Raw genomic sequence first — 19,056 nt, 5'->3', positions numbered from 1 at the left:
ACCCTCCGGTGTCAGGGGAGTTTACCCACACGTGATGTGCGGCCAATCGCATTCGAAGAACACAAAACGGTAACGGCGTGGGACGCTGACACTCGTGTTCCACCTATCCCGCCGAGAATTCCTGGCTGCGAGTGCAGTTGCGGCGGGTAGCGGGCTGGCCTCAGGATGCGCAATACCCGCCTCCGGTCCCGACAACCGGTCGGTGCTGATTGTCGGTGCCGGCATGGCCGGCCTGGCCGCGGCACGCAGTCTCAGCGACACCGGGCGCCAGGTGCGTATCGTCGAGGCACGCAACCGAATCGGTGGCCGGGTGCACACCAGCCGCGATTGGGGCACCCCACTGGAACTGGGTGCGTCATGGATCCACGGCACCACGAACAACCCATTGCTGGAACTGGCCGGCAAAGTCCACGCCCACATCGAGCCGACCAACTATGACAACCCGGCGGAACTGGCGATCGATCCGCAGTTGCAACCGATGACATACCATTCCCAGACCTGGCGCGACCTGGTGTCCGACGCGCGCGAGGAGGCCAGCGGCGGCAGTCTGGGTGCCGCCGTCGCCGCCCGGTCAAACCGCGAAGAGCTCTCCGACCGGGAGCGCGCCGCGCTGGCTTACTACGTCAATACCGAGATTGAAGACGAATACGCCGCCGACGCAGACCAACTCTCGGCCACCACGTTCGATCAGGGCAGCTACACCGGCGGTCCGCAGTCCGTCGTCACCACCGGCTATGACGCCTTACCGCGGTTGCTGGCCGACGGAATCCGGATCGACTTCAACACCATCGTAAATTCCATTGTGCAGCAAGATAACTCAGTGGTAGTGACGGCCGGCGACCAGACCTTCGAAGGGCCCGCCGCGATCGTCACCGTTCCGCTCGGTGTCCTGAAATCCGGTGCGATCACCTTCGACCCGCCCCTTCCTGAAAGACACGCCCACGCGGTGCGCGCGCTGGGATTCGGCGTGCTGGCCAAGAGTTATTTCCGGTTCCGGCAGCGCAATTGGGACCGGGAGAACGCCTTCTTCCAGTATCTGGGTGCAAAGGAGAACAGGTGGGCACAGTGGTTCACCCTGCCCGCCTCAGCCGGGCCAATTGTGTTGGCGTTCAATCCCGGTCGCAATGGGCGGTACCTGGAATCCGCGCCGCCGCACGATCTGCTGGCGGACGCGGCGCCCATCGCCCGGCGGCTGTTCGGCGCCGAACCCGTCGAGGTCCGATCCTCGAGATGGACCGTGGATCCCTATGCCCTGGGCTCGTACTCCTACCACGCCCCCGGGTCTGGCCCCGATGATCGTCGCCGCCTACAGGAACCGATCGGTGACCGGCTGTACTTGGCCGGCGAAGCCGTGGGCGCGGACAACCCCGCCACTGTGCACGGCGCGCTGCTCAGCGGGCGGCATGCCGCCGCCGAACTACTGCGCCGGTTGGGTTGATGGTCAATAGCTTTCGAACGCGGCCGCGGTGCGCCAGCTCGGCCAGGTGGTCTCCCACACCCGGTGGATCCGTCCGTCGAGGTAGGCGACGATCAGCACCACCTCGATTCGGGTCGGCTCCTCCCCTGGGCGCGAGGTGGTGATCCATACCCTGCCCGCGACCTTGCCTGAACCCTCGTCGGAACCCTTGTCTGAGCCCTCCACCCAAGCCTGGTCGTCGTACTCGACCGCGTAGGTGATGGGGGTCGCGTAGAGCGTGCGGTGGCTGTCGCGAAACTCGGCGAAAGCCTGGCTCAGGCCGTCCGAGTACATCACGAAATCCGGATGATAGTAGTGCTCGATCAGGTCACTGTTCTTCGCGACGACCATCCGCTCGAACATCTCACGCAGTAGCGCTACCGACATTTGCCGTCCTAGGTTCGGTTGCTCGGCAACCGGCCCAGTCGTGCCCGGTTGATCGCGGCCCACAGGGCACGTTCGCGCGCGTTGTCGGCGATGAAGAGCACCTCATCGCCTGCCTCGAGCACGTCTTCGGGGCCCGGAACGATAACGCTGTCGCGCCGGACCACGCTGACCAAACCGGTGTTCTTCGGCAACTTCAGCTCGGCCACCTGCTGACCGACCAAGGGGTTGTCTTCGGGCAGCGTCAGTTTCGTCAGAGCGGTGCGTCCTTCGCGAAGGCCCATCAGGCGGACCAGGTGGCCGACGTCGATGGCGCCCTCGATGCCGGCGACCATTGCACCCGGCGTGGACACCGCGACGTCGATGCCCCACGACTGGCCGAACAGCCACTCGTTGCGAACATCGTTGATCCTGGCCACCACCCGAGGCACACCGAACTCCGACTTGGCCAGCAGGCCCACCACCAGGTTGGCCTTGTCGTCTCCGGTGGCGGCGATCAGTACGTCGCACGTCTGGACGCCGGCCTCCTGCAACGAGGACATTTCGCAGGCGTCGGCGTACAACCAGTCCGCCGCCGGGACTTTGTGCGGTTCGAAATTGCTTCGTTGCCGTTCGATCAGCAGCACCTTGTGCCCGGCGTCGAGCAGCTCTTGGGCGACGGAACGGCCGACATTGCCGGCGCCGGCAATCCCGATCCGCAGTTTCCGTTTGGCCATGCAGCCATCTTTGCCTATCGCTGTGCAGCGAGCGCGCCGTAGGCCCGGGCTGATTTACTGGCAGCACGCCGTCGTCGGCGCCCTCGTCCGTACAAACCGCGGTAGCGATCGCTGCCGCGCTCGCGTGTGAACTGGAACGAAATGACCCTGGAGCAGCTTTACCTGACCGTGTCGGTCGGCGGCCTCGTGCTGCTGGCCAGCATCGTCGGTACCCGCGTGGCCACGGTCGTGGGGTTCCCCAGTCTGCTGCTGTTCCTGCTGGTCGGCGTCGCTATCGGCGAGGACGGCCTGGGCCTGCAGTTCGACGACGTCGTCCTGGCCAGAAACGTCGGCACCGCGGCGCTGGCCGTCATCCTGGTGGAAGGCGGCCTGACCACGCGGTTCAGCGACATTCGCAAGGTACTGGGGCCCGCGGCCGCCCTGGCCAGCTTCGGTGTCGTCATCAGCACCGTGGTCACCGCGGTGGGTGCGCACTTACTGCTGCACTTCGACTGGCAGCTCGCACTGCTGCTCGGCGCCATCGTTTCCTCCACCGATGCGGCGGCTGTGTTCTCGGTGCTGCGAGTGCTGCCGCTGCCGCGGCGGCTCGCCGGGCTGCTGGAGGCCGAGTCCGGTTTCAACGATGCGCCGGGCGTGATTCTGGTCTTGATGTTCAGCGTGGTGCCGTTCGTGTTCCACCCCGAAGGTGCGGTAACGGACCTGGTGTACGAACTCGTCGGGGGCACCGTGATCGGCCTGGTCGTCGGATACCTCGGCGCCTTCGGGCTGCGGCGCATCGCACTACCCGCGTCGGGGTTGTACCCGATCGCGACGTTCGGATTGGGCCTCGTCGCGTTCGCCGCCGCCGGCGACGCCCATGCCAGCGGTTTCATTGCCGCCTATGTGGCCGCCGTGGTGTTGGCGAACCTCGGGCTGCCGCACCGATCGGCGACCCGTTCGTTCGCTGAGGGAGTCGGCTGGCTGGCCCAGATCGGACTCTTCGTGCTGCTCGGCTTGCTCGTCGACCCGAGTGAACTGGCAGTCGACGTGTTGCCGGCCATCGTCATCGGATTGGTGTTGCTGCTGGTCGCACGCCCGCTGTCGGTGGTGGGCACACTGATCTGGTTTCGCATTCCCTGGCGCGATCAGGCGTTCCTGTCGTGGGCGGGGTTGCGCGGCGCGGTGCCCATCGTGCTGGCGACTTTTCCGATCGTCGAAGGTGTGACAGGCAGCTCTCGACTGCTCAACATCGTGTTCGTCCTGGTTGTGGTCTTCACCCTGATCCAAGGGCCCAGCCTGCGGCCGATCGCACGCGTGCTGGGCCTGATCTCGCGGGAGGCCACCCGAGAGATTCAGGTGGAAGCGGCTCCGCTGGACATGCTGGATGCCGAACTGCTGACCATGACGGTGCAGAGGCCGTCGCGACTGCACAACGTCACCATCCTGGAACTACGACTCCCCGACCCAGCCGTCATCACGCTGATCATCCGAGACGGCCACACCTTCGTTCCCGAACCCGACACCCGCATCGAGGCCGGCGACGAACTACTGATCGTCACGACCAGCAAGACGCGTGCCGCGGCCGAAGCCAGACTGCGCGCGGTCAGTCGTCGAGGCAAGCTCGCGCACTGGTTCGACGAATACGGCGAGATGGATTAGCGGCGGGTGCCTAGAACCGCGGTTCGCCGAGGCTGAAGATCGCATCTTCGACGAAGGCGCCCAGATGCCGCCCGGGACGCAGCCAGGTCGGCAGCGGTCCCGCCGAGGAAACGCCGACGGTGACGAAAGCCGGCCGGATTCGGCCGGAGAAGGTCAGCAGCGAATCACCAACGCGGCCATCAGCGAACTGCTGGCGCGCGGTGGCTTTGGTCTTGAGCGGTATGGCCGGCCCCAAGACTCGCGGCGCCGCGCTGACCGTCCAGGACACCTGATCGGTACCGCTGCCGGTGATCAGCCCGCCGTCGGCCAATTCCCCGTCAAAGCGGGCCAGTGTTTTCGGCATCGCCCAATTGGTCCGGCCTCCGACCAGGCTCGATTCGGAATTCACCGACATGAACGCCACGTTGCCCCACGGCCGCAGGCCAGTGCGGGAGGCGACCATGCCCAGCACCTCGTCGTACGCGCCGACCGGGGTGTCGGTGTACCGCACGAACCCGCCCACGGTGGCCAGCGCGGGACTGCCGCCCAAGCCGGGCGGCAACGCCGCGGCTGCGGTGCGCCCCCCTCGACCCAGCCACAGCAACGCCGAACAATGACACTCCCACGGCGCCGGCGCCTCGTTAGCCGGCAAGGACGCGAGCAACGCCGCGCTGAGGGCTGTCTCCGGCACCCCCCGTAATCCGGTCAATTCGATACGAGTGTTGGTGTCCCCCATGGTTACTCCTGATTTTCGATGCGCGCCTGATACGACGCTCGTTTCTCGTGGTCCAACTCTGCGGTGACCTTGTTACCACCCGACAACCGGAAGGCCGCGTCGACGACCGGCGCCGGCAGCGTGGCGGTACCGCGCGACACCAGCCCGACCAGCTTGGGCACGAACACGGTTCGCGACGATCCTTTGACCAGTTCGGCGACGACGGCCGCCGCGACGTCTTCCGGGTTCACTACCAGGAACCGTTCCAAGGGGCCCGGCGCCGACATCCCCGCGATCAGGTCGGTCCGCACGAAGCCGGGGCAGATCGCGGAGATCTTGACTCCGGTACCGCGCCACTCCTGACGCAGCGCCGCGCTGAACCCGACGACAGCGTATTTGGACGCGCAGTAGGTGGCAGCGTTCGGCGATGCCAGGGTGCCCATCACCGAGGCGATGTTGACGATGTGGCCCGCTCCGCTTTTCGCGAAGCGGGTGCCGGCCAGTCGGGTCCCCGTCATGACGCCGAGCACGTCGATCTCGACGGTGCGTCGGGTGACATTCGGGCTTTCTTCCAGGAAGGGCCCGATCGGCATGATGCCCGCGTTGTTGACGAGCACGTCGAGCCCACCGAGGTCGTCGGTCGCTCGGTCCAGGAACGTCTCGAAATTCACCGCGTCGGTCACATCGACGTGGTAACCGGTTGTGCCGCCACCCAATTCGGCCGCGGCCTGTTTTACCAGTGCCTCTTGGATATCACCGAGCGCCACCCGGGCTCCCGCGGCGATCAGCGCCTCGCCGATCGACCGTCCGATCCCCTGCGCGCCACCCGTGATGGCAACTCGTCGTCCCTGCAGCTTCGGCACACGGTCAGGATCTCACGCTGGCTCGAGCGCTGTTCATAGCAACCCCAGCGCTGTTCATAGCAACCCCAGCGCTCGGGTGGTGCTGGATAGATGCGCGCGCACGGCGTCGCGTGCCCCTTCCAATTCTCCGTCGCGCAGCGCGTCCGCGATGCGTTCGTGCTCGGCGATGATGGTGTTCAGGCGCTGTGGGTCGCGTGCTGACTCCCCGATCATCCGCATCTGACGGTCGCGCAAGGTCGAGTAGAACCCGGCCAGAATGGCATTGCCGGCGGCGTCCAGCGTGAGCTGGTGGAAGGCGCGGTCGGACTCGAGGAACTCAGCCAAGCGCGAGGCCGCCGCGGCCTCGCGCTGACGCTGGACTTCGGCCGAAAGCTGTTCGTACAGCGCCGCACACGCCACGCTTCCCCGCTGCAGCACGGCACCGGCCGCGAAGTCTTCCAGCACCAGCCTGGCTTGCAGCACGGCACGCACCTCGTCCGGCGAAACCGGCACGACGAGCGCGCCGCGCTTGGGATACAGCCGCAGCAGACCGGCCGCCTCCAGCTGCAGGAACGCCTCCCGCACCGGGGTGCGCGACATGCCCAGTGCGGTGGCCACCTCGCCTTCGCTGATCAGCTCCCCGCCCGGAAACGCACCGGTCAGCACCCGGGACTTGACGTAATCCAGCGCTCGGTCCTTGGCGGCACCTGACCCGCGGGCCGTCTCCAATGCCATGCCGGCCTCCTTGCCGCTAAGTCGTGTACCGACAGTAACGATGCTCCGCTTTTGCGTCTTAGATACAAGATAGATACTATCGAGATATAAGTGCGTGGGAGCAAGGAGAACGCCATGACGATCGCAATGGACACGCTGGACCCGACGATCCCGGCGCCGATGACGGACGTGACCGAGGTTGCATTCGAGGGCAGATTCGAGGAGTGGGCCGACTGGGGAGAAGATGCCCGCTACTTCGAATACACCCAGGCCGCCGACCCGATCGGCTCCGGCCACACCCCGCGGGTGCCGATCGCCCAATTCAGCCCGGATCTGTACCGGGACCAGCCCACCGGGATCATCCCGCTGGACCTGTCCGGCGACATGGGCATCACCAGCGGTGCCGCCACCAGTCCCGCACTACTGGCCAACTTCGTGCGGATCCGGTCGAACGAGCGCGTCGAGACCAGTCCGAACGCCACCTCGCAGCTGTACTACGTGCTGTACGGGCGTGGCGCCGCAATCGTCGACGGCACGCTAATTCGTTGGGAGAAGGGCGATTTCCTGACCCTGCCCGCCGGCACACCCGCCACGTTCTGCGCCGGCGCCGACACCGCGATGTACTGGGTGCACGACGAGCCCCTGCTGCGGTATCTCGGCGTCCGGGCCACCGAACCGCGATTCCGTCCCACCAAGTTCCGGCGCGCGGACGTAGTTGCCGAGTTGCAGCAGATCGCTGCCCGGCCCGGCGCCAACCGGCGGAACCGGGTGAGCGTGTTGCTGGCCAACGCCGAGCAGGAGCAGACGCTGACCCTGACCCACGTGCTTTGGGCGATGTTCGGAGTGCTGCCGCCCGGCCGGGAACAGCGGCCCCACCGCCACCAGTCCGTGGCCCTGGACCTGATCCTGGACGCCCAGCCCGGCTGTTACACGTTGTTGGGCACCCAGCTCGACAGCTCCGGTCGCATCGCCGACCCGATCCGGGTGGACTGGCAGGCAGGCGGCGCGTTCACCACGCCGCCGGGCATGTGGCACGCGCACTACAACGAATCCGGCGCCCCGGCACACCTGATCCCGGTGCAGGACGCCGGGCTGCAGACCCACCTGCGCAGCCTCGACATGCAGTTCAGCCGTCGGCCGGACAACTCCGGCGGGTGAAATCCACGGCAGTGCAAGGGTTCTCACGACCGTCCGGGTTCACAGAATGACGACGAGCTTATCCGGCTTCGACCCGGGCGATCTTGCTGAATCCACTGACGGTGAGAACCCGGACCAGCAGCGGGTGGACGATCACGTGCAGGTCGTCGATGATGTCGGCGTGGTCGAACAGGGCGTTGATCCCGGCACTGTCCAGATACCTGACCGCACGTAGATCGATGGTGATGGGGTCGCGGGTGCCCCCGTTGGCGGCAGCGAGCGCGCGCGTGAAGACGTCGATGTTGCTCAGGTCGATCTCGCCGGTGACAGTCACTCGTGGCGTCCCGTCGGCGTCACGGTCCGTGTTCAACGTGAGCGGCGTTGCCATCAGGTGATCCTTGCGTACATCTGCACTGTCGTGCCCGCTTCACTGGAATGAATGCTGAAATCCTCCATCAAAACTCGCATCAGTGAGATGCCGCGGCCCCGACTGAACCCGGGGATTTCAGCGGGCGGCTTCCAGACTCCGGTGTCGGCGACCGTCACCTGTAACCGGTCGACGATCGCTGTCGCGCGCAACGAGACCGTGCCGTCGGGGTGGTCTCGCAGGCCGTGTTCGATGGCGTTGGCCACAGCTTCTCCGGTGGCGACCAGCACATCTTGAATCTGATCGGGATCGACGCCGGCTCGGGTCAGCCAGTTGCGCAAAGCGGTCCGGCCGGGCGCGAGTTGGCTTGCGTTGGCGGAGAATTCCATCGCCAAGGGCGCCGGCTGCCGGTACAGCAGCATGGCGACGTCGTCGGGGTAGCCGCCCCCGGGCTCCAGCGAAACCATCAGTTGGTCCGCGACCTCTTCCAACCCGTGCGAACGGCCCTCCTGAACGACGTCGGCGGCACGGGCCATGCCGTCATCGAGGGAGAAACCGCGCCGCTCCACCAGTCCGTCGGTGTAAAGCAACAAGGTTGAGCGCGGCGGCATGGTCACCTGAGTTTCAGGTCGAGTCCACTCCGGACGTAGCGCCAACGGCAAACCGTGTTCCCCGCTGAGCATCTCGGTCGTGCCGTCCGCGTGCACCATGATGGGCGGCGGATGGCCCGCGCTGGAGTACAACAACTCACCGGTGTCGCGGGTCAGCACGGCGCAGAAAGCGGTGGTGCAACGCGCTCCCGGCAACCGCTCCGCGAAGCGGTCCAGCGCACCCAACGCCGCTCCCGGGCTTGGCTGTTCGAGCAGCAGCGCACGACAAGCGCTGCGTAACTGACCCATCACGGTCGCCGCGCCCAAGCCGTGACCGACGCAGTCGCCCACGATCAGCCCGACGCGGTCGCTGTCAAGTTCGACGACGTCATACCAGTCGCCGCCGACCTGAAGTGGGTGGCTTGCGGGACGGTACCGCACCGCAAAACCGTCGGGCAACGTCGCGGGCCCCAGCATCGCATGCTGCAGTGCCACAGCGGTTTCGCGCTGTTCGTCCAGCTGATACACGCGGAGCAGCCCTTGGCTGAGCCGACCGGCCAGCACCGTGAGCAGGGTGCGATCCTCCCGGGTGAAGCGACGATGCTCGGACAACTCGACCCAGACCACTAACCGCCCACGTGGGTGTTGCAGAGCGATGCCCGCCGCGCCCACTTCGGCGATGACGCTCAACAGATCGGCATCGCGCAGGGACGCGATCAGCTCCCGGTGGTGCGATGTCAGATCCGGCCACTTGGCCGCTTCACCGGCGCAGAGCAGGTCGGGTGTGGGACTTTCCGGCGCATCGCTGATGAACGTGGCGCCCAGTACTCGCCGGGCGTGCCACACGTCGCGCAGCACCTCGAGCGCACCCTGCAGCGCGTCGCGCAACGTATCCGATTGCACCAGTTGTTGATTGAGCCCAGCCAACGCTGTTTGGCTCTGCACGGCGTAGTGCTCCGCCGTGACGTCGCGGAAGGTGCCGACCATTACCCGGCGTCCGGAGTCGGGGTCGTCGGCATGGTTGAAACTGACATTGATCCACAACCGGTGCCCGTCCCGATGTATGGCAGGCACGGTGAAGACGCCCTGCGTTTCGGTACGTAGTTGCGCGAACGCCGTCTCGACCTGCCGACGGGAATCCGGCTCGCTGTCGGCGTCCGGCCACCAGGGATGGACGGGTTCGTACGGCAGGTGCTCGGGCCCATAGCCCAGAATTTCGGTGAATGCGGTGTTGATCTCGACGACGGCGCCGCGCTCGTCTGACACGAAGAACGCCTCCTGCAACGAATCCACCAGTGCGGTGCGCCAGCGCGCGTGGTAGTTGCGTAAGTGCGCCAACTCGACGTTGGCCCGCACGCGCGCGAGCAGGTCCGCCGCGACGAAGGGCTTCACGAGGTAGTCGTCAGCGCCGGCAAGCAAACCCTCGACCGAGGCTTCCTGCCCCGCGCGCGCCGACAGCAGTAGTACGGGCAGTGCCGCGGTACGCGGATCGTTGCGCAGCGCCGCCAACAGCTGCAGTCCGTCCAGCCCTGGCATCATGACATCGCTGATGACCAGGTCAGGGAGTCGAGAGCGGATGGCATCCAGCGCCTGTTGCCCGTCAGCGAAGCTACTCACCTCGTAGCCGGATGCGGTGAGCAGATTGGCGAGATATTCACGCATGTCGACGTTGTCGTCGGCAACCAGCACCCGCGCCCGCAGCTCCTCGCGATTCCCCTGGGCGGGCATGGTTGCCGCGGCAGGTACCGCCGTCGAGGTGGCGCTCTCCCGCGTCTCCCGCGGCAGCCAACGCAGCGCCTCCTGCACGTACGGCGCGGCGATCTGGTCAGTCGCTGAGCTGGTTTCGGACGGTGAGACAAGTTCCTCGGCGGGCAGATGGGCCGTCCCGAACGGCAACCGCACGGTGAACGAGGTGCCCACACCCTCGGTGCTCTCGGCCGTGATGGTGCCGCCGTGGAGTCCGACGAGTTCCTTGACCAGGGCCAGCCCGATACCACTGCCTTCGGTGGACCGGGCGCGGGCGGAGTCGATGCGGTGGAAACGCTCGAAGAGCCGGGGCATCTCGGCGGCCGGTACGCCGATCCCGGTGTCGCTCACCGTCACTACTGCTTGACTGTCGCGCGTCACCCGGACACTGATCTCACCGTCGAAGGTGAATTTCAACGCGTTGGAGAGGAGATTGAGCACCACCTTCTCCCACATCTCCCGGTCCAGGTACACCGGCTCGGCCAGCGGTGCGCAGTCCACGGTGAACGCCAAACCGGCCTGGTCGATCGCCGAACGAAACACACTCGCCAAATCGGCGGTCAGCGAGGCGAGTTCGACGGCCTCGAACCGAGCCCGCATCCGCCCAGCCTCGATACGCGAGAAGTCGAGCAGCGTGTTGACCAGCTTCGCGAGCCGCAAACCGTTGCGGTACACCAGCTCCAGCTCCTGGCGTGCGGCCTCGTCGACACCGGTGTTCCGGCTGCGCAGTCCGTCGACCGGTCCCAGGATCAAGGTGAGCGGAGTGCGGAACTCGTGACTGATGTTGGAAAAGAACGTGGTCTTTGCCCGGTCGAGTTCGGCGAGTTCCTCGGCGCGGCGTTGCTGTGCCTGATAACTGCGCGCGCTACCCACCCCGGCAGAGATGTATCCGGCCACCAATTCGACGAAACCCCGATAGTCGTCGTCGATTTCGCGGTGCCGGTTCAACCCGGCGACCAGAAACCCCAGCGGCGCACCACCGGGTTGCAGCAGCGGCACCACCAGCGCCTGGGCGGGCGGCTCACTCCAGGCGCCGGTCGGCAATTCCATTGCGAAACCGTCGATTTCGATCAGCTCGGCGTCACCCTGCGCCGCTTTCTCGACAGGCCAGATGCCGCCGTGGCGCGGTAGCGTCTCCGGAGCCGCCGGATGGCCGTAGCGGATACCGCTGAGGCCGGCAAGGTGGGCGTCGCGGTTGTTGTCGAACAGGTAGGTCAAAGTGAAGGGCAGATCGACCGGATTGTTGGCGAGTTGATCGGCTACGAAATCGAGCATCTGACGTTCGGTGCGCACCACGCTCGGGTCCGAACCCAGATCGCGCAGCGTCGCCATCCGTCGCTCCGCGATGACCCGTTCGGTGTCCTCGCTGACCACACAGAGCAGACCAACCACGTTGCCGTCGTCATCACGCAGTGGGCTGTAGGAGAAGGTGTGGTACGTCTCCTCGGGGTAGCCCGACCGCTCGAGGATGAGAAGTAATGCCTCGTCCCAGGTTGCGTCCCCGGTGGACAGCACGCGGTCGACGCGCGGGCTGATGTCGGCCCAGATCTCCGCCCACACGTCCCTGGCCGGGCGTCCCAACGCCCAGGGGTACTTACGCCCCAGGGTGTCGCGGCGGTAGGCAGCGTTGCAGAAGAAGGTGAGTTCTTGGCCCCAACCCATCCACATCGAGAACTGGGACGACAGCAGGATGTCCACGGCAGTGCGGAGGCTTTGCGGCCAATCGTCAACCGGCCCCAACGGGGTCGACGCCCAGTCGACTGCGGCCAGATCGCGTCCGATCTCCTGGTCTGCGCGGAAGACCACTGACATCTCTCTCAGGTGAGGTTTCGGGCGGGATGGTGGTGCACTGTCGGCTCAATGCGGTCGGAAAGTTGCCCGGACGATTAGTATGTCGAACTTTTGCTGCTGGCCGCCAGAGGGGTAGCGATGTCCTCCAGCGACTTACCTTCGGCGTCCACCGCCAGGAACCAGGCCACCAACCCACCGGCCATCATCACTACGGCGCCGAGGAGATAGCCGATGAACAGCGGCAGGGACTCCTTCGCGTCACCGATGAGCGCACCGTAGATCACCGGTCCCAGTGCGCCGAAACACTGGGCGATAGCGAAGAACACCGCGATCGCCTTGGCCCGGACTTCCAGCGGGAAGATCTCGCTGACGGTGAGATAGGCCGCGCTGGCTCCCGCAGAGGCGATGTAGAAGATGACGCACCAGGCAATGGTCTGGGTGATGGCGTTGAACACTCCGGCCTGGAACAGCGCAGCGCTCACCGCCAACAGCAATCCGGACAGCAGGTAGGTGCCGGCGATCATTTTCCGGCGACCGATGGTGTCGAATAAGTGGCCGATGGTCAATGGCCCCAACAGGTTTCCGACGGCGAATGCGATCAGGTAAAGCGGCGTCGATGCGGAGGGAACACCGTAGAATTTGCCGAGCACCAACGTGTAGGTGAAGAAGATCGCGTTGTAGAGGAACGACTGACTGATCATCAGCGATGCGCCCAACACGGCACGACTCGGGTAGTCGCGGAACAGGACTCGGGTCAACGCGAGGTAGCCGATCTGTTCGGCGGGGCGCAACTCGATGGCCTTGGTCTCATCGACAGCGGGCAGCGGCGCCCCGCCGGCCTGCACCTCCTGCTCGATGTAAGAGATGGTCTGTTCGGCTTGCTCGGTGCGCCCGTTCATCACCTGCCAACGCGGGCTCTCCGGCAGGTTTCGCCGGACCAGCACGATCACGACCGCCAGCACCGGGCCGATCAGAAATGCCAGCCGCCAGCCCAGACTGAGATCGATCGCCTTGAGGAAGACGAAGGTACCCAGCGTCCCGAGGATCGCGCCCGCCCAGTATGTCCCGTTCACCGCGATGTCGACGCGGCCACGAAAGCGCGCCGGGATCAGTTCGTCGATCGCGGAGTTGATGGCCGCATACTCCCCGCCGATGCCCATCCCGGCGATGAACCGGGTGATGTAGAGAAAGACGAGCCAACCGATGCTGTTGCCCAGGGTGAAAGCGGTGAGACCGCTGCCCACCAGGTACACACCCAAGGTGATCATGAACAGGTTCCGCCGGCCCAGCTTGTCGGACATCCGGCCGAAGTACAGCGCACCCAGCACCTCGCCGGCCAGGTAGACGGTGGCCAGGAAGCCGACGGCGGTCGAGGACAGGTGCAGAGTCTCGGGTTGAGTCAGCGTGTCGGCCACCGCGCTGGCCACGGTGATCTCCAAGCCGTCCAGGACCCATGCCACACCGAGCGCCACCACCATCCGCGTATGGAACGGGGACCAGGGCAACCGGTCGATGCGGGCGGGAATCAGACTCCGGATCGGACCTGCGGTGTCATTCGGCGTCGGCACGGGCGGATTTTCTCGATTCGGCACACGTCCACGTTCCCGGCGGGAAACGATCAGAAACATCGATCATCGGGCGGCATCCGTCGGGGGCTGCACGTACACGCGCTCGCCGGTGATCAGGTCGGCTTCGTCAAAACCGAAGACCGCCCACAATCGGACCTCGAACGGTTCATTCGTCGCGGTCGGGGTGCCCCGCAGCCAGAATTCGATCTGCACGTCGCCGTCGTTCAGATGGGTGAGTTCGATGAGTTCGTTGCGCTGATCCGGCACCAGGGTGCGGCCGTCTAGCCAGTACTGCATCACCTCCTCGCGTCCGTCGAACACCGTCCCGTCGGGCATCTCGTAACGGGGGTGGCTGAACGTCGCCATGGTCCGATCCCACTCCTGCACGTTCTCGCTCTGCATGTGCTCGACGACAACCGCCGCCCGGCGGGCTCTGCGACCCTCGTCCAATTCCGTCACCGACGATCCTTTCGCACTATCCGGTCGGATTTCCAAGCCCGACAATGAGATTGATGGTGACCGCCAGGATCACCGCCCCGAAGAGATATGACAGCAACGCCTGGCCCAGCGCGATGCGGCGCAACTGACCGGTTTGCAGATTGGTGTCGGAAACCTGGTAGGTCATTCCGACGGTAAATCCCATGTAGAAGAAATCCAGGAACCGCGGGGCCTCAGCGCCGTCGAAGTTTATTCCACCGGTGGGGTCTGAGTAGTAGACGTCGGCGTAGCGGATGCTGAAGACGGTGTGGACGACGCACCACGCGGCGATGATGCTGACCACTCCGATGCCGGCGGCCACATTTTTCTCTACCCCCGCCTTCGAGCCGGCCGCCAGCAGCTGCGCGACGCCGGCCAAACTCGCCACACTCGCCGACAGGAGGACGGCGTCGGTCATCCAATGGTGCGGCGGGGCCTCGGGCCGCACGTGCTCGCGTGTCTCGTCGGCATCCATCGGCAGCACGACGACCCACGTCCACACGAGGTATACCGTGGCCGCGGCGATCCAGCCCGCGCTCGAGGCGTACTCCCACCCCGCGATCACTCCCATCAGGACCAGCGCCGCGGCCCCGAACACAAACGCCACGAACAGGCGCAGAACGACGTGCGTTCGCCTGCGCGCGCCTGGGTATGTCACGTCACCGCCCGTTCGTGTCCGTGAATTTCAGAAGTTCAACGAAGAGAACATGATTCGGCTCGGATCGTACTTCTGCCGGACCGCGCTCAACTTCGCCAGGTTCGCCCCGAAGTACCGGGATGCCGGTTGATTGGCCTCGATGTAGTTCACATAGCCGCCGACCGAGGACTGCCGCACGGCCTGGTGCGCGGTGTTCAGCCAACCCGTGGCGGCCGACGGTGAACCCGTCTCGACATACCACTGCACCAAGGCCGCCTGCTGCCGCCACGGGAATGCGGTGGCGGCCGCCGGCACGGTGGCCAGCGCGCCGTCGAGCGCATGCATGATCACCAGCCCGCGACCCGCCTCACGAGGGAAAGCTTCGACCGCAGAAGCGATTCCCTGCGCGGCGGCCGCGTTCATGGTCGACAGCACGTCGGATCCCCCGACATATCCCAGCGGTGATGGATTGAGGTTGTTGACGGCCAGATACCGCACCAGATCCAGATAGTTGAAGGTGTGGTGCTCGGTGCCGGTCGGTTGCAGCCCAACGGCTTTGACGATCGCGCTCTCTACGCTGCCTCCCGAACCGGCCGGGCAGGTCGCGAGGATGCGGCAACTCGTACCCATCCCGTCCATCGTGGCGTCGGCCAGTGCCCAGCTGTTGCGGTCAGCGGTACGCAGCCAGTTTTGCCATCCGACCAATACCTGTGCGAAGGATTGCGCTGGGAAATTGAGATTGACGGCGTCGACGTCGGTGGTGGCGAACGTGGCGAAGGTCAGCGAGGTCGTCACGCCGAAATTGCCGCCTCCGCCGCCGCGCAGCGCCCAGAACAGGTCCGGTTGGCTGGCCGCGGAGGCGGTGACGGCCTGGCCGCCGGGCAGTACCACCGACGCTGATGTCAGCGCGTCGCACATCAGCCCGGCGTGCCGGGACTGGGCTCCGATTCCGCCGCCGAGGGCGTGCCCGGAGGTGCCGACCGACGGGCAGGTGCCGGTGGGGATGCCCCGTCCCGCCGCGGCCAGCGCCTGGTGCAGCGCGTACAGGCTGGTTGCGGGGGTGACCGTGACGTTTCCGGTAGCGGCGTCGTACTTGATGTCTCCGGGCAATTGACGCAGGTCGAGGACCATCGCACCGTCCGCTGTGGACGCCCCCACATACGAATGGCCGCCGCTGCGCGGAGCGACCTTGAGATTGCGCGCGGAGGCGAATGCCATTGCCTTCTGCACGTCCGCCACCGAAGTGGGCACGACCACTGCAGCGGGGGTCGCGCCACTGTAGTTGGTGTTGAAAACCTGTTTGGCACCGGCGAATTGACCGTCACCGGGCGTCAGCACCTGCCCGCCGATTGCCAGGCCGCTCCAGCCGGAGGCGGCCGGGTCCGCGGTGGCGCGAACCGTGCCGAAAACCGCGCCTGCGGCCAGCGCTCCGGCGGCGGCACGCAGGAACGTCTGCCGCGAGAATTCTTGCGCCGGTTTGGGCGATAGCGTCATGCCCGCATTGTGGTCTGCCGCAGGGTTGGTTTACCTCCGGCCAGGTACGTGTCGCGAGACGTTAGAGGACCGTGACCAATCCGCTCACGTTTCGTTTCGTGGCTCCAGGGGTAAACAGCCCCGTCGAGTTCAGCTCAGAGCCCCGACCCCCAAAACGCTTACCTTGTGGAGGATTTATCGTGGGATCGACGGGTGAATATGCAGATGTAGGGCCATTATTTCGCGCATTGCAAGAGCTTGATCCAACGTCGTTGGCCTATCGCCGGCAACGTGACCTGATCGTCGAGCGCTGTTTGCCGCTGGCCGACCATATTGCGCGGCGCTACCGCGACCGGGGGGAATGCTTCGAAGACCTGGTACAGGTGGCGCGGGTAGGTCTGGTCAACGCCGTGGACCGCTTCAAGGTCGAGACCGGTTCAGAATTCTTGTCTTTCGCTGTTCCCACTATCACCGGCGAAGTTCGGCGACACTTCCGCGACCACGGATGGGCGGTCAAAGTGCCGCGCCGGATCAAGGATTTGCAGTCGCAGTTGACCGCCGCCACCCAAGATCTCACTCGCGAATTGCGCAGGGCCCCAAATGCATCGGAGATTGCAGAGCATTTGGGTATCGATCGCGCGCTGGTAGTCGACGCGATGATAGCCAGCAGCAACTATTCGGTGCTGTCGATCGACGCCCCACGAGGTGAGGACGATGAGCACCGGTCGCTGGCCGACACCGTGGGCGGCGTCGATTCCCGGCTGGAAAAGGTGCTTAGCGTGCACACCGCACGCCCGCTGATCGCTGCCCTGCCGGAGCGGGAGCGAACCGTCATCAAGCTACGTTTCTTCGACGAACTGACCCAGAGCGAAATAGCTGACCGCATCGGATGTTCGCAGATGCACGTCTCTCGGCTACTCGCCAAAGCGCTGCAAACGTTGCGCCGCGGCGCTGAGCGGCCGGGGTTGGCCGCGGCGGGCTGACTTCAGGAACGGGTGCCGGCCCCATCGGTCACATCCGTCACGCTGGCCACTCCGGCGGGCGGTGTTCCCAGGGTGCGACTGCGGAGTGAAGGTCTTCAGACAGGAGATTGGCAGTGGTCAACCAGTCCGACACATCGGCCAATGGCGGCGTCGTCGAGCAAGTGGCGAAACGCGGTCTCGGTTCAGCCGTTGAGGCGGCCCGCACGTGGGCTTTTGCAAATCCGGTTGTGCCGCTGACGTTGACGGGAGCGGCCGTCGTATCGCACTTCCTACATCGGCGCGGTCGCCGCTCCCGCTTGGGCGACGCGGTCGACAACACACTCAGCGCCGCCGGCCCGCTGCTGGATTCGGCGCCCTCGAAGTCGCGGTGGCGGATCCCGACTCCGCTCGCCTCGCTGCGTCATCGATTCATCACTCGAGCCACACGCGGTGCCCGTGCGCGCCGAGGAGAGTCTGCGCCCGCACGCGCCGAGTCATAAGCCGTGGCTAGCCATGAAAGTGGCCCCCAGGCTTACGCCTGAGGGCCATTTCCAATAGTAGCGGGGACAGTGTGGTGTTTCAGGACATAGGAATGGGGTGTCTCAAGACATCGGAATAGGCGGTCGGCCAGTTTCAGCTGGTGTCGAAAGCTCGCTTAGTCATCACCGCCGTCCTCGTGGAGGGCCGTTCGCAGTCGCAGGTCGCCCGTGATTACGGAGTTTCACAAGGGTGGGTATCGCGGCTGCTCAAGCGCTACACGCTGGAGGGGCCGGCCGCCTTCGAGCCCCGATCGCGACGGCCCCACACCAGTCCGACGCGGCTAGCGCAGAGCACCATCGACCTGATCATTGACATCCGCCAAACGCTGGTCAGCAAAGGACTCGACGCCGGGCCTCATACAATCGCCTGGCACCTAGAACACCACCACCGGCTGCACGTCTCAGTGGCGTCCATCAGCCGGCACCTGGCCGCGGCCGGCCTCGTGGCGCCCAGCCCGCACAAACGCCCCAAATCCTCCTACATCCGCTTCGCCGCTGAACAACCCAACCAACGCTGGCAAGCCGACTTCACCCACTGGCGGCTAGCCAACGGCACCCACGTCGAAATCCTGTGCTGGCTCGACGACCACTCCCGCTACGCGCTCTCCGTCACCGCCCACCACCGCATCACCGGCCCCATCGTCGCCGACGAATTCATCAAAACCGTTGCCAAACACGGCATCCCGTACTCCACCCTGACAGACAACGGCATGGTCTTCACCACCAGATTCGCCGGCGGCAAAGGCGGACGCAACCAATATGAAGCCCAACTACACCGCCTAGGCGTACACCAAATCAACTCCACCCCCAACCACCCCACCACCTGCGGCAAAGTCGAACGATTCCACCAAACCCTCAAAAAATGGCTCACCGGCCAACCCCGCGCCACCACCCTCACCCAGCTGCAAACCCAACTCGACGAATTCCTCAACGAATACACCCACCACCGCGTACGCCGCGACCGCATCGACCACTACGCAAAACTCACCTTGCGCCACGCCGGACGCCTGCACCACATCGGCGTCGGCCGCACCCACGCCCGAACCCACGTACTAGTCCTCGTCCAACACCTCGACATCAGAATCATCAACGCCGCCACCGGCGAACTCCTCCGCCAGCTAACCCTCGACCCCACCAGGGACTACCAACCCCGCGGAGTCCCCGCCGGACGCCCAAAGAAAAAACCCGAACCCTAAACGAGGGTTCGGGCTATGCGTATGTCTTGAGACATCACACTGGTGCCCCCGGCAGTGTGGTGTTTCAGGACATAGGAATGGGGTGTCTCAAGACATCGGAATAGGCGGTCGGCCAGTTTCAGCTGGTGT

At 65.4% G+C, this 19,056-nt stretch carries 16 protein-coding genes; 5 read left to right on the top strand and 11 right to left on the bottom strand.

Features of this window, described 5'->3' with window-relative positions; translation table 11 throughout:
- Positions 1-94: 94 nt before the first annotated feature.
- Positions 95-1,438: a flavin monoamine oxidase family protein gene (locus A5636_RS15310; protein WP_155763836.1), complete on the top strand. Its 1,344-nt coding sequence runs from the start codon at positions 95-97 to the stop codon at positions 1,436-1,438.
- 3 nt (positions 1,439-1,441) lie between these two features.
- Here A5636_RS15310 and A5636_RS15305 read toward each other — a convergent pair whose 3' ends face one another.
- Both A5636_RS15305 and A5636_RS15300 read right to left on the bottom strand, forming a co-directional pair.
- A complete protein-coding gene (locus tag A5636_RS15305; RefSeq protein WP_065159487.1) occupies positions 1,442-1,843 on the bottom strand; it encodes a hypothetical protein in 402 nt (133 codons plus the stop codon).
- Positions 1,844-1,851: 8 nt separating this feature from the next.
- Entirely contained in the window at positions 1,852-2,541 is a 690-nt protein-coding gene (locus A5636_RS15300) for a potassium channel family protein (protein ID WP_065159575.1), read from the bottom strand.
- A gap of 156 nt (positions 2,542-2,697) precedes the next feature.
- Here A5636_RS15300 and A5636_RS15295 point away from each other — a divergent pair, with 156 nt between their 5' ends.
- On the top strand, positions 2,698-4,194 hold the full coding sequence (locus A5636_RS15295) for a potassium/proton antiporter (protein ID WP_065159574.1): 1,497 nt from the start codon (positions 2,698-2,700) through the stop codon (positions 4,192-4,194).
- A 10-nt stretch (positions 4,195-4,204) separates the two neighbouring features.
- On the opposite strand, the gene A5636_RS15290 is transcribed toward A5636_RS15295, so the two are convergent.
- The 3 genes from A5636_RS15290 to A5636_RS15280 are packed head-to-tail and all read right to left on the bottom strand — an operon-like array spanning position 4,205 to position 6,465.
- Positions 4,205-4,909 carry an acetoacetate decarboxylase family protein gene (locus A5636_RS15290; protein WP_065159486.1) on the bottom strand — a complete coding sequence of 235 codons (705 nt, stop codon included), beginning with the start codon at positions 4,907-4,909 and terminating at the stop codon, positions 4,205-4,207.
- Positions 4,910-4,911: 2 nt separating this feature from the next.
- On the bottom strand, positions 4,912-5,751 hold the full coding sequence (locus tag A5636_RS15285) for an SDR family oxidoreductase (protein WP_065159485.1): 840 nt from the start codon (positions 5,749-5,751) through the stop codon (positions 4,912-4,914).
- A gap of 54 nt (positions 5,752-5,805) precedes the next feature.
- Positions 5,806-6,465: a GntR family transcriptional regulator gene (locus A5636_RS15280; RefSeq protein WP_065159484.1), complete on the bottom strand. Its 660-nt coding sequence runs from the start codon at positions 6,463-6,465 to the stop codon at positions 5,806-5,808.
- A gap of 114 nt (positions 6,466-6,579) precedes the next feature.
- Here A5636_RS15280 and A5636_RS15275 point away from each other — a divergent pair, with 114 nt between their 5' ends.
- Entirely contained in the window at positions 6,580-7,602 is a 1,023-nt protein-coding gene (locus A5636_RS15275; protein WP_065159483.1) for a cupin, read from the top strand.
- 58 nt (positions 7,603-7,660) lie between these two features.
- On the opposite strand, the gene A5636_RS15270 is transcribed toward A5636_RS15275, so the two are convergent.
- The 6 genes from A5636_RS15270 to A5636_RS15245 all read right to left on the bottom strand — a co-directional run bounded on the left by A5636_RS15270 (position 7,661) and on the right by A5636_RS15245 (position 16,251).
- Entirely contained in the window at positions 7,661-7,969 is a 309-nt protein-coding gene (locus A5636_RS15270; RefSeq protein ID WP_065159482.1) for an STAS domain-containing protein, read from the bottom strand.
- The gene (locus A5636_RS15265; RefSeq protein ID WP_065159481.1) at positions 7,969-12,096 is read right to left on the bottom strand and encodes a SpoIIE family protein phosphatase; all 4,128 of its coding nucleotides are present in this window, start codon (positions 12,094-12,096) and stop codon (positions 7,969-7,971) included. Before A5636_RS15265 ends, A5636_RS15270 begins: the two co-directional genes overlap by 1 nt.
- A gap of 74 nt (positions 12,097-12,170) precedes the next feature.
- Positions 12,171-13,643, bottom strand: coding sequence for an MFS transporter (locus A5636_RS15260; RefSeq protein WP_065159573.1), 1,473 nt, complete (start codon positions 13,641-13,643; stop codon positions 12,171-12,173).
- A gap of 63 nt (positions 13,644-13,706) precedes the next feature.
- Entirely contained in the window at positions 13,707-14,102 is a 396-nt protein-coding gene (locus tag A5636_RS15255) for a nuclear transport factor 2 family protein (protein ID WP_081287812.1), read from the bottom strand.
- A gap of 16 nt (positions 14,103-14,118) precedes the next feature.
- Positions 14,119-14,778 (bottom strand): DUF1345 domain-containing protein, encoded by a 660-nt coding sequence (locus A5636_RS15250; RefSeq protein ID WP_065159480.1) that lies wholly within the window; start codon positions 14,776-14,778, stop codon positions 14,119-14,121.
- Positions 14,779-14,805: 27 nt separating this feature from the next.
- Positions 14,806-16,251, bottom strand: coding sequence for an FAD-dependent oxidoreductase (locus A5636_RS15245; RefSeq protein ID WP_065159479.1), 1,446 nt, complete (start codon positions 16,249-16,251; stop codon positions 14,806-14,808).
- Positions 16,252-16,430: 179 nt separating this feature from the next.
- On the opposite strand from A5636_RS15245, the gene A5636_RS15240 reads away from it, so the two are divergent.
- A complete protein-coding gene (locus tag A5636_RS15240; RefSeq protein ID WP_437339833.1) occupies positions 16,431-17,213 on the top strand; it encodes a SigB/SigF/SigG family RNA polymerase sigma factor in 783 nt (260 codons plus the stop codon).
- 619 nt (positions 17,214-17,832) lie between these two features.
- The gene (locus A5636_RS15230; RefSeq protein WP_065159477.1) at positions 17,833-18,927 is read left to right on the top strand and encodes an IS481 family transposase; all 1,095 of its coding nucleotides are present in this window, start codon (positions 17,833-17,835) and stop codon (positions 18,925-18,927) included.
- Positions 18,928-19,056: the final 129 nt, after the last annotated feature.

Source organism: Mycobacterium asiaticum (assembly GCF_001673315.1).
Taxonomy (GTDB): Bacteria; Actinomycetota; Actinomycetes; order Mycobacteriales; family Mycobacteriaceae; genus Mycobacterium; species Mycobacterium asiaticum_B.
Note: the sequence above shows the minus strand (reverse complement) of the source record. Positions and strands in the feature narration are given on the sequence as shown.

Coding starts and splice junctions, on each gene's coding strand:
- A5636_RS15265 (WP_065159481.1), bottom strand. CDS start 12,096: ATGTCAGTGGTCTTCCGCGCAGACCAGGAGATCGGACGCGATCTGGCC.
- A5636_RS15290 (WP_065159486.1), bottom strand. CDS start 4,909: ATGGGGGACACCAACACTCGTATCGAATTGACCGGATTACGGGGGGTG.
- A5636_RS15275 (WP_065159483.1), top strand. CDS start 6,580: ATGACGATCGCAATGGACACGCTGGACCCGACGATCCCGGCGCCGATG.
- A5636_RS15295 (WP_065159574.1), top strand. CDS start 2,698: ATGACCCTGGAGCAGCTTTACCTGACCGTGTCGGTCGGCGGCCTCGTG.
- A5636_RS15280 (WP_065159484.1), bottom strand. CDS start 6,465: ATGGCATTGGAGACGGCCCGCGGGTCAGGTGCCGCCAAGGACCGAGCG.
- A5636_RS15305 (WP_065159487.1), bottom strand. CDS start 1,843: ATGTCGGTAGCGCTACTGCGTGAGATGTTCGAGCGGATGGTCGTCGCG.
- A5636_RS15245 (WP_065159479.1), bottom strand. CDS start 16,251: ATGACGCTATCGCCCAAACCGGCGCAAGAATTCTCGCGGCAGACGTTC.
- A5636_RS15270 (WP_065159482.1), bottom strand. CDS start 7,969: ATGGCAACGCCGCTCACGTTGAACACGGACCGTGACGCCGACGGGACG.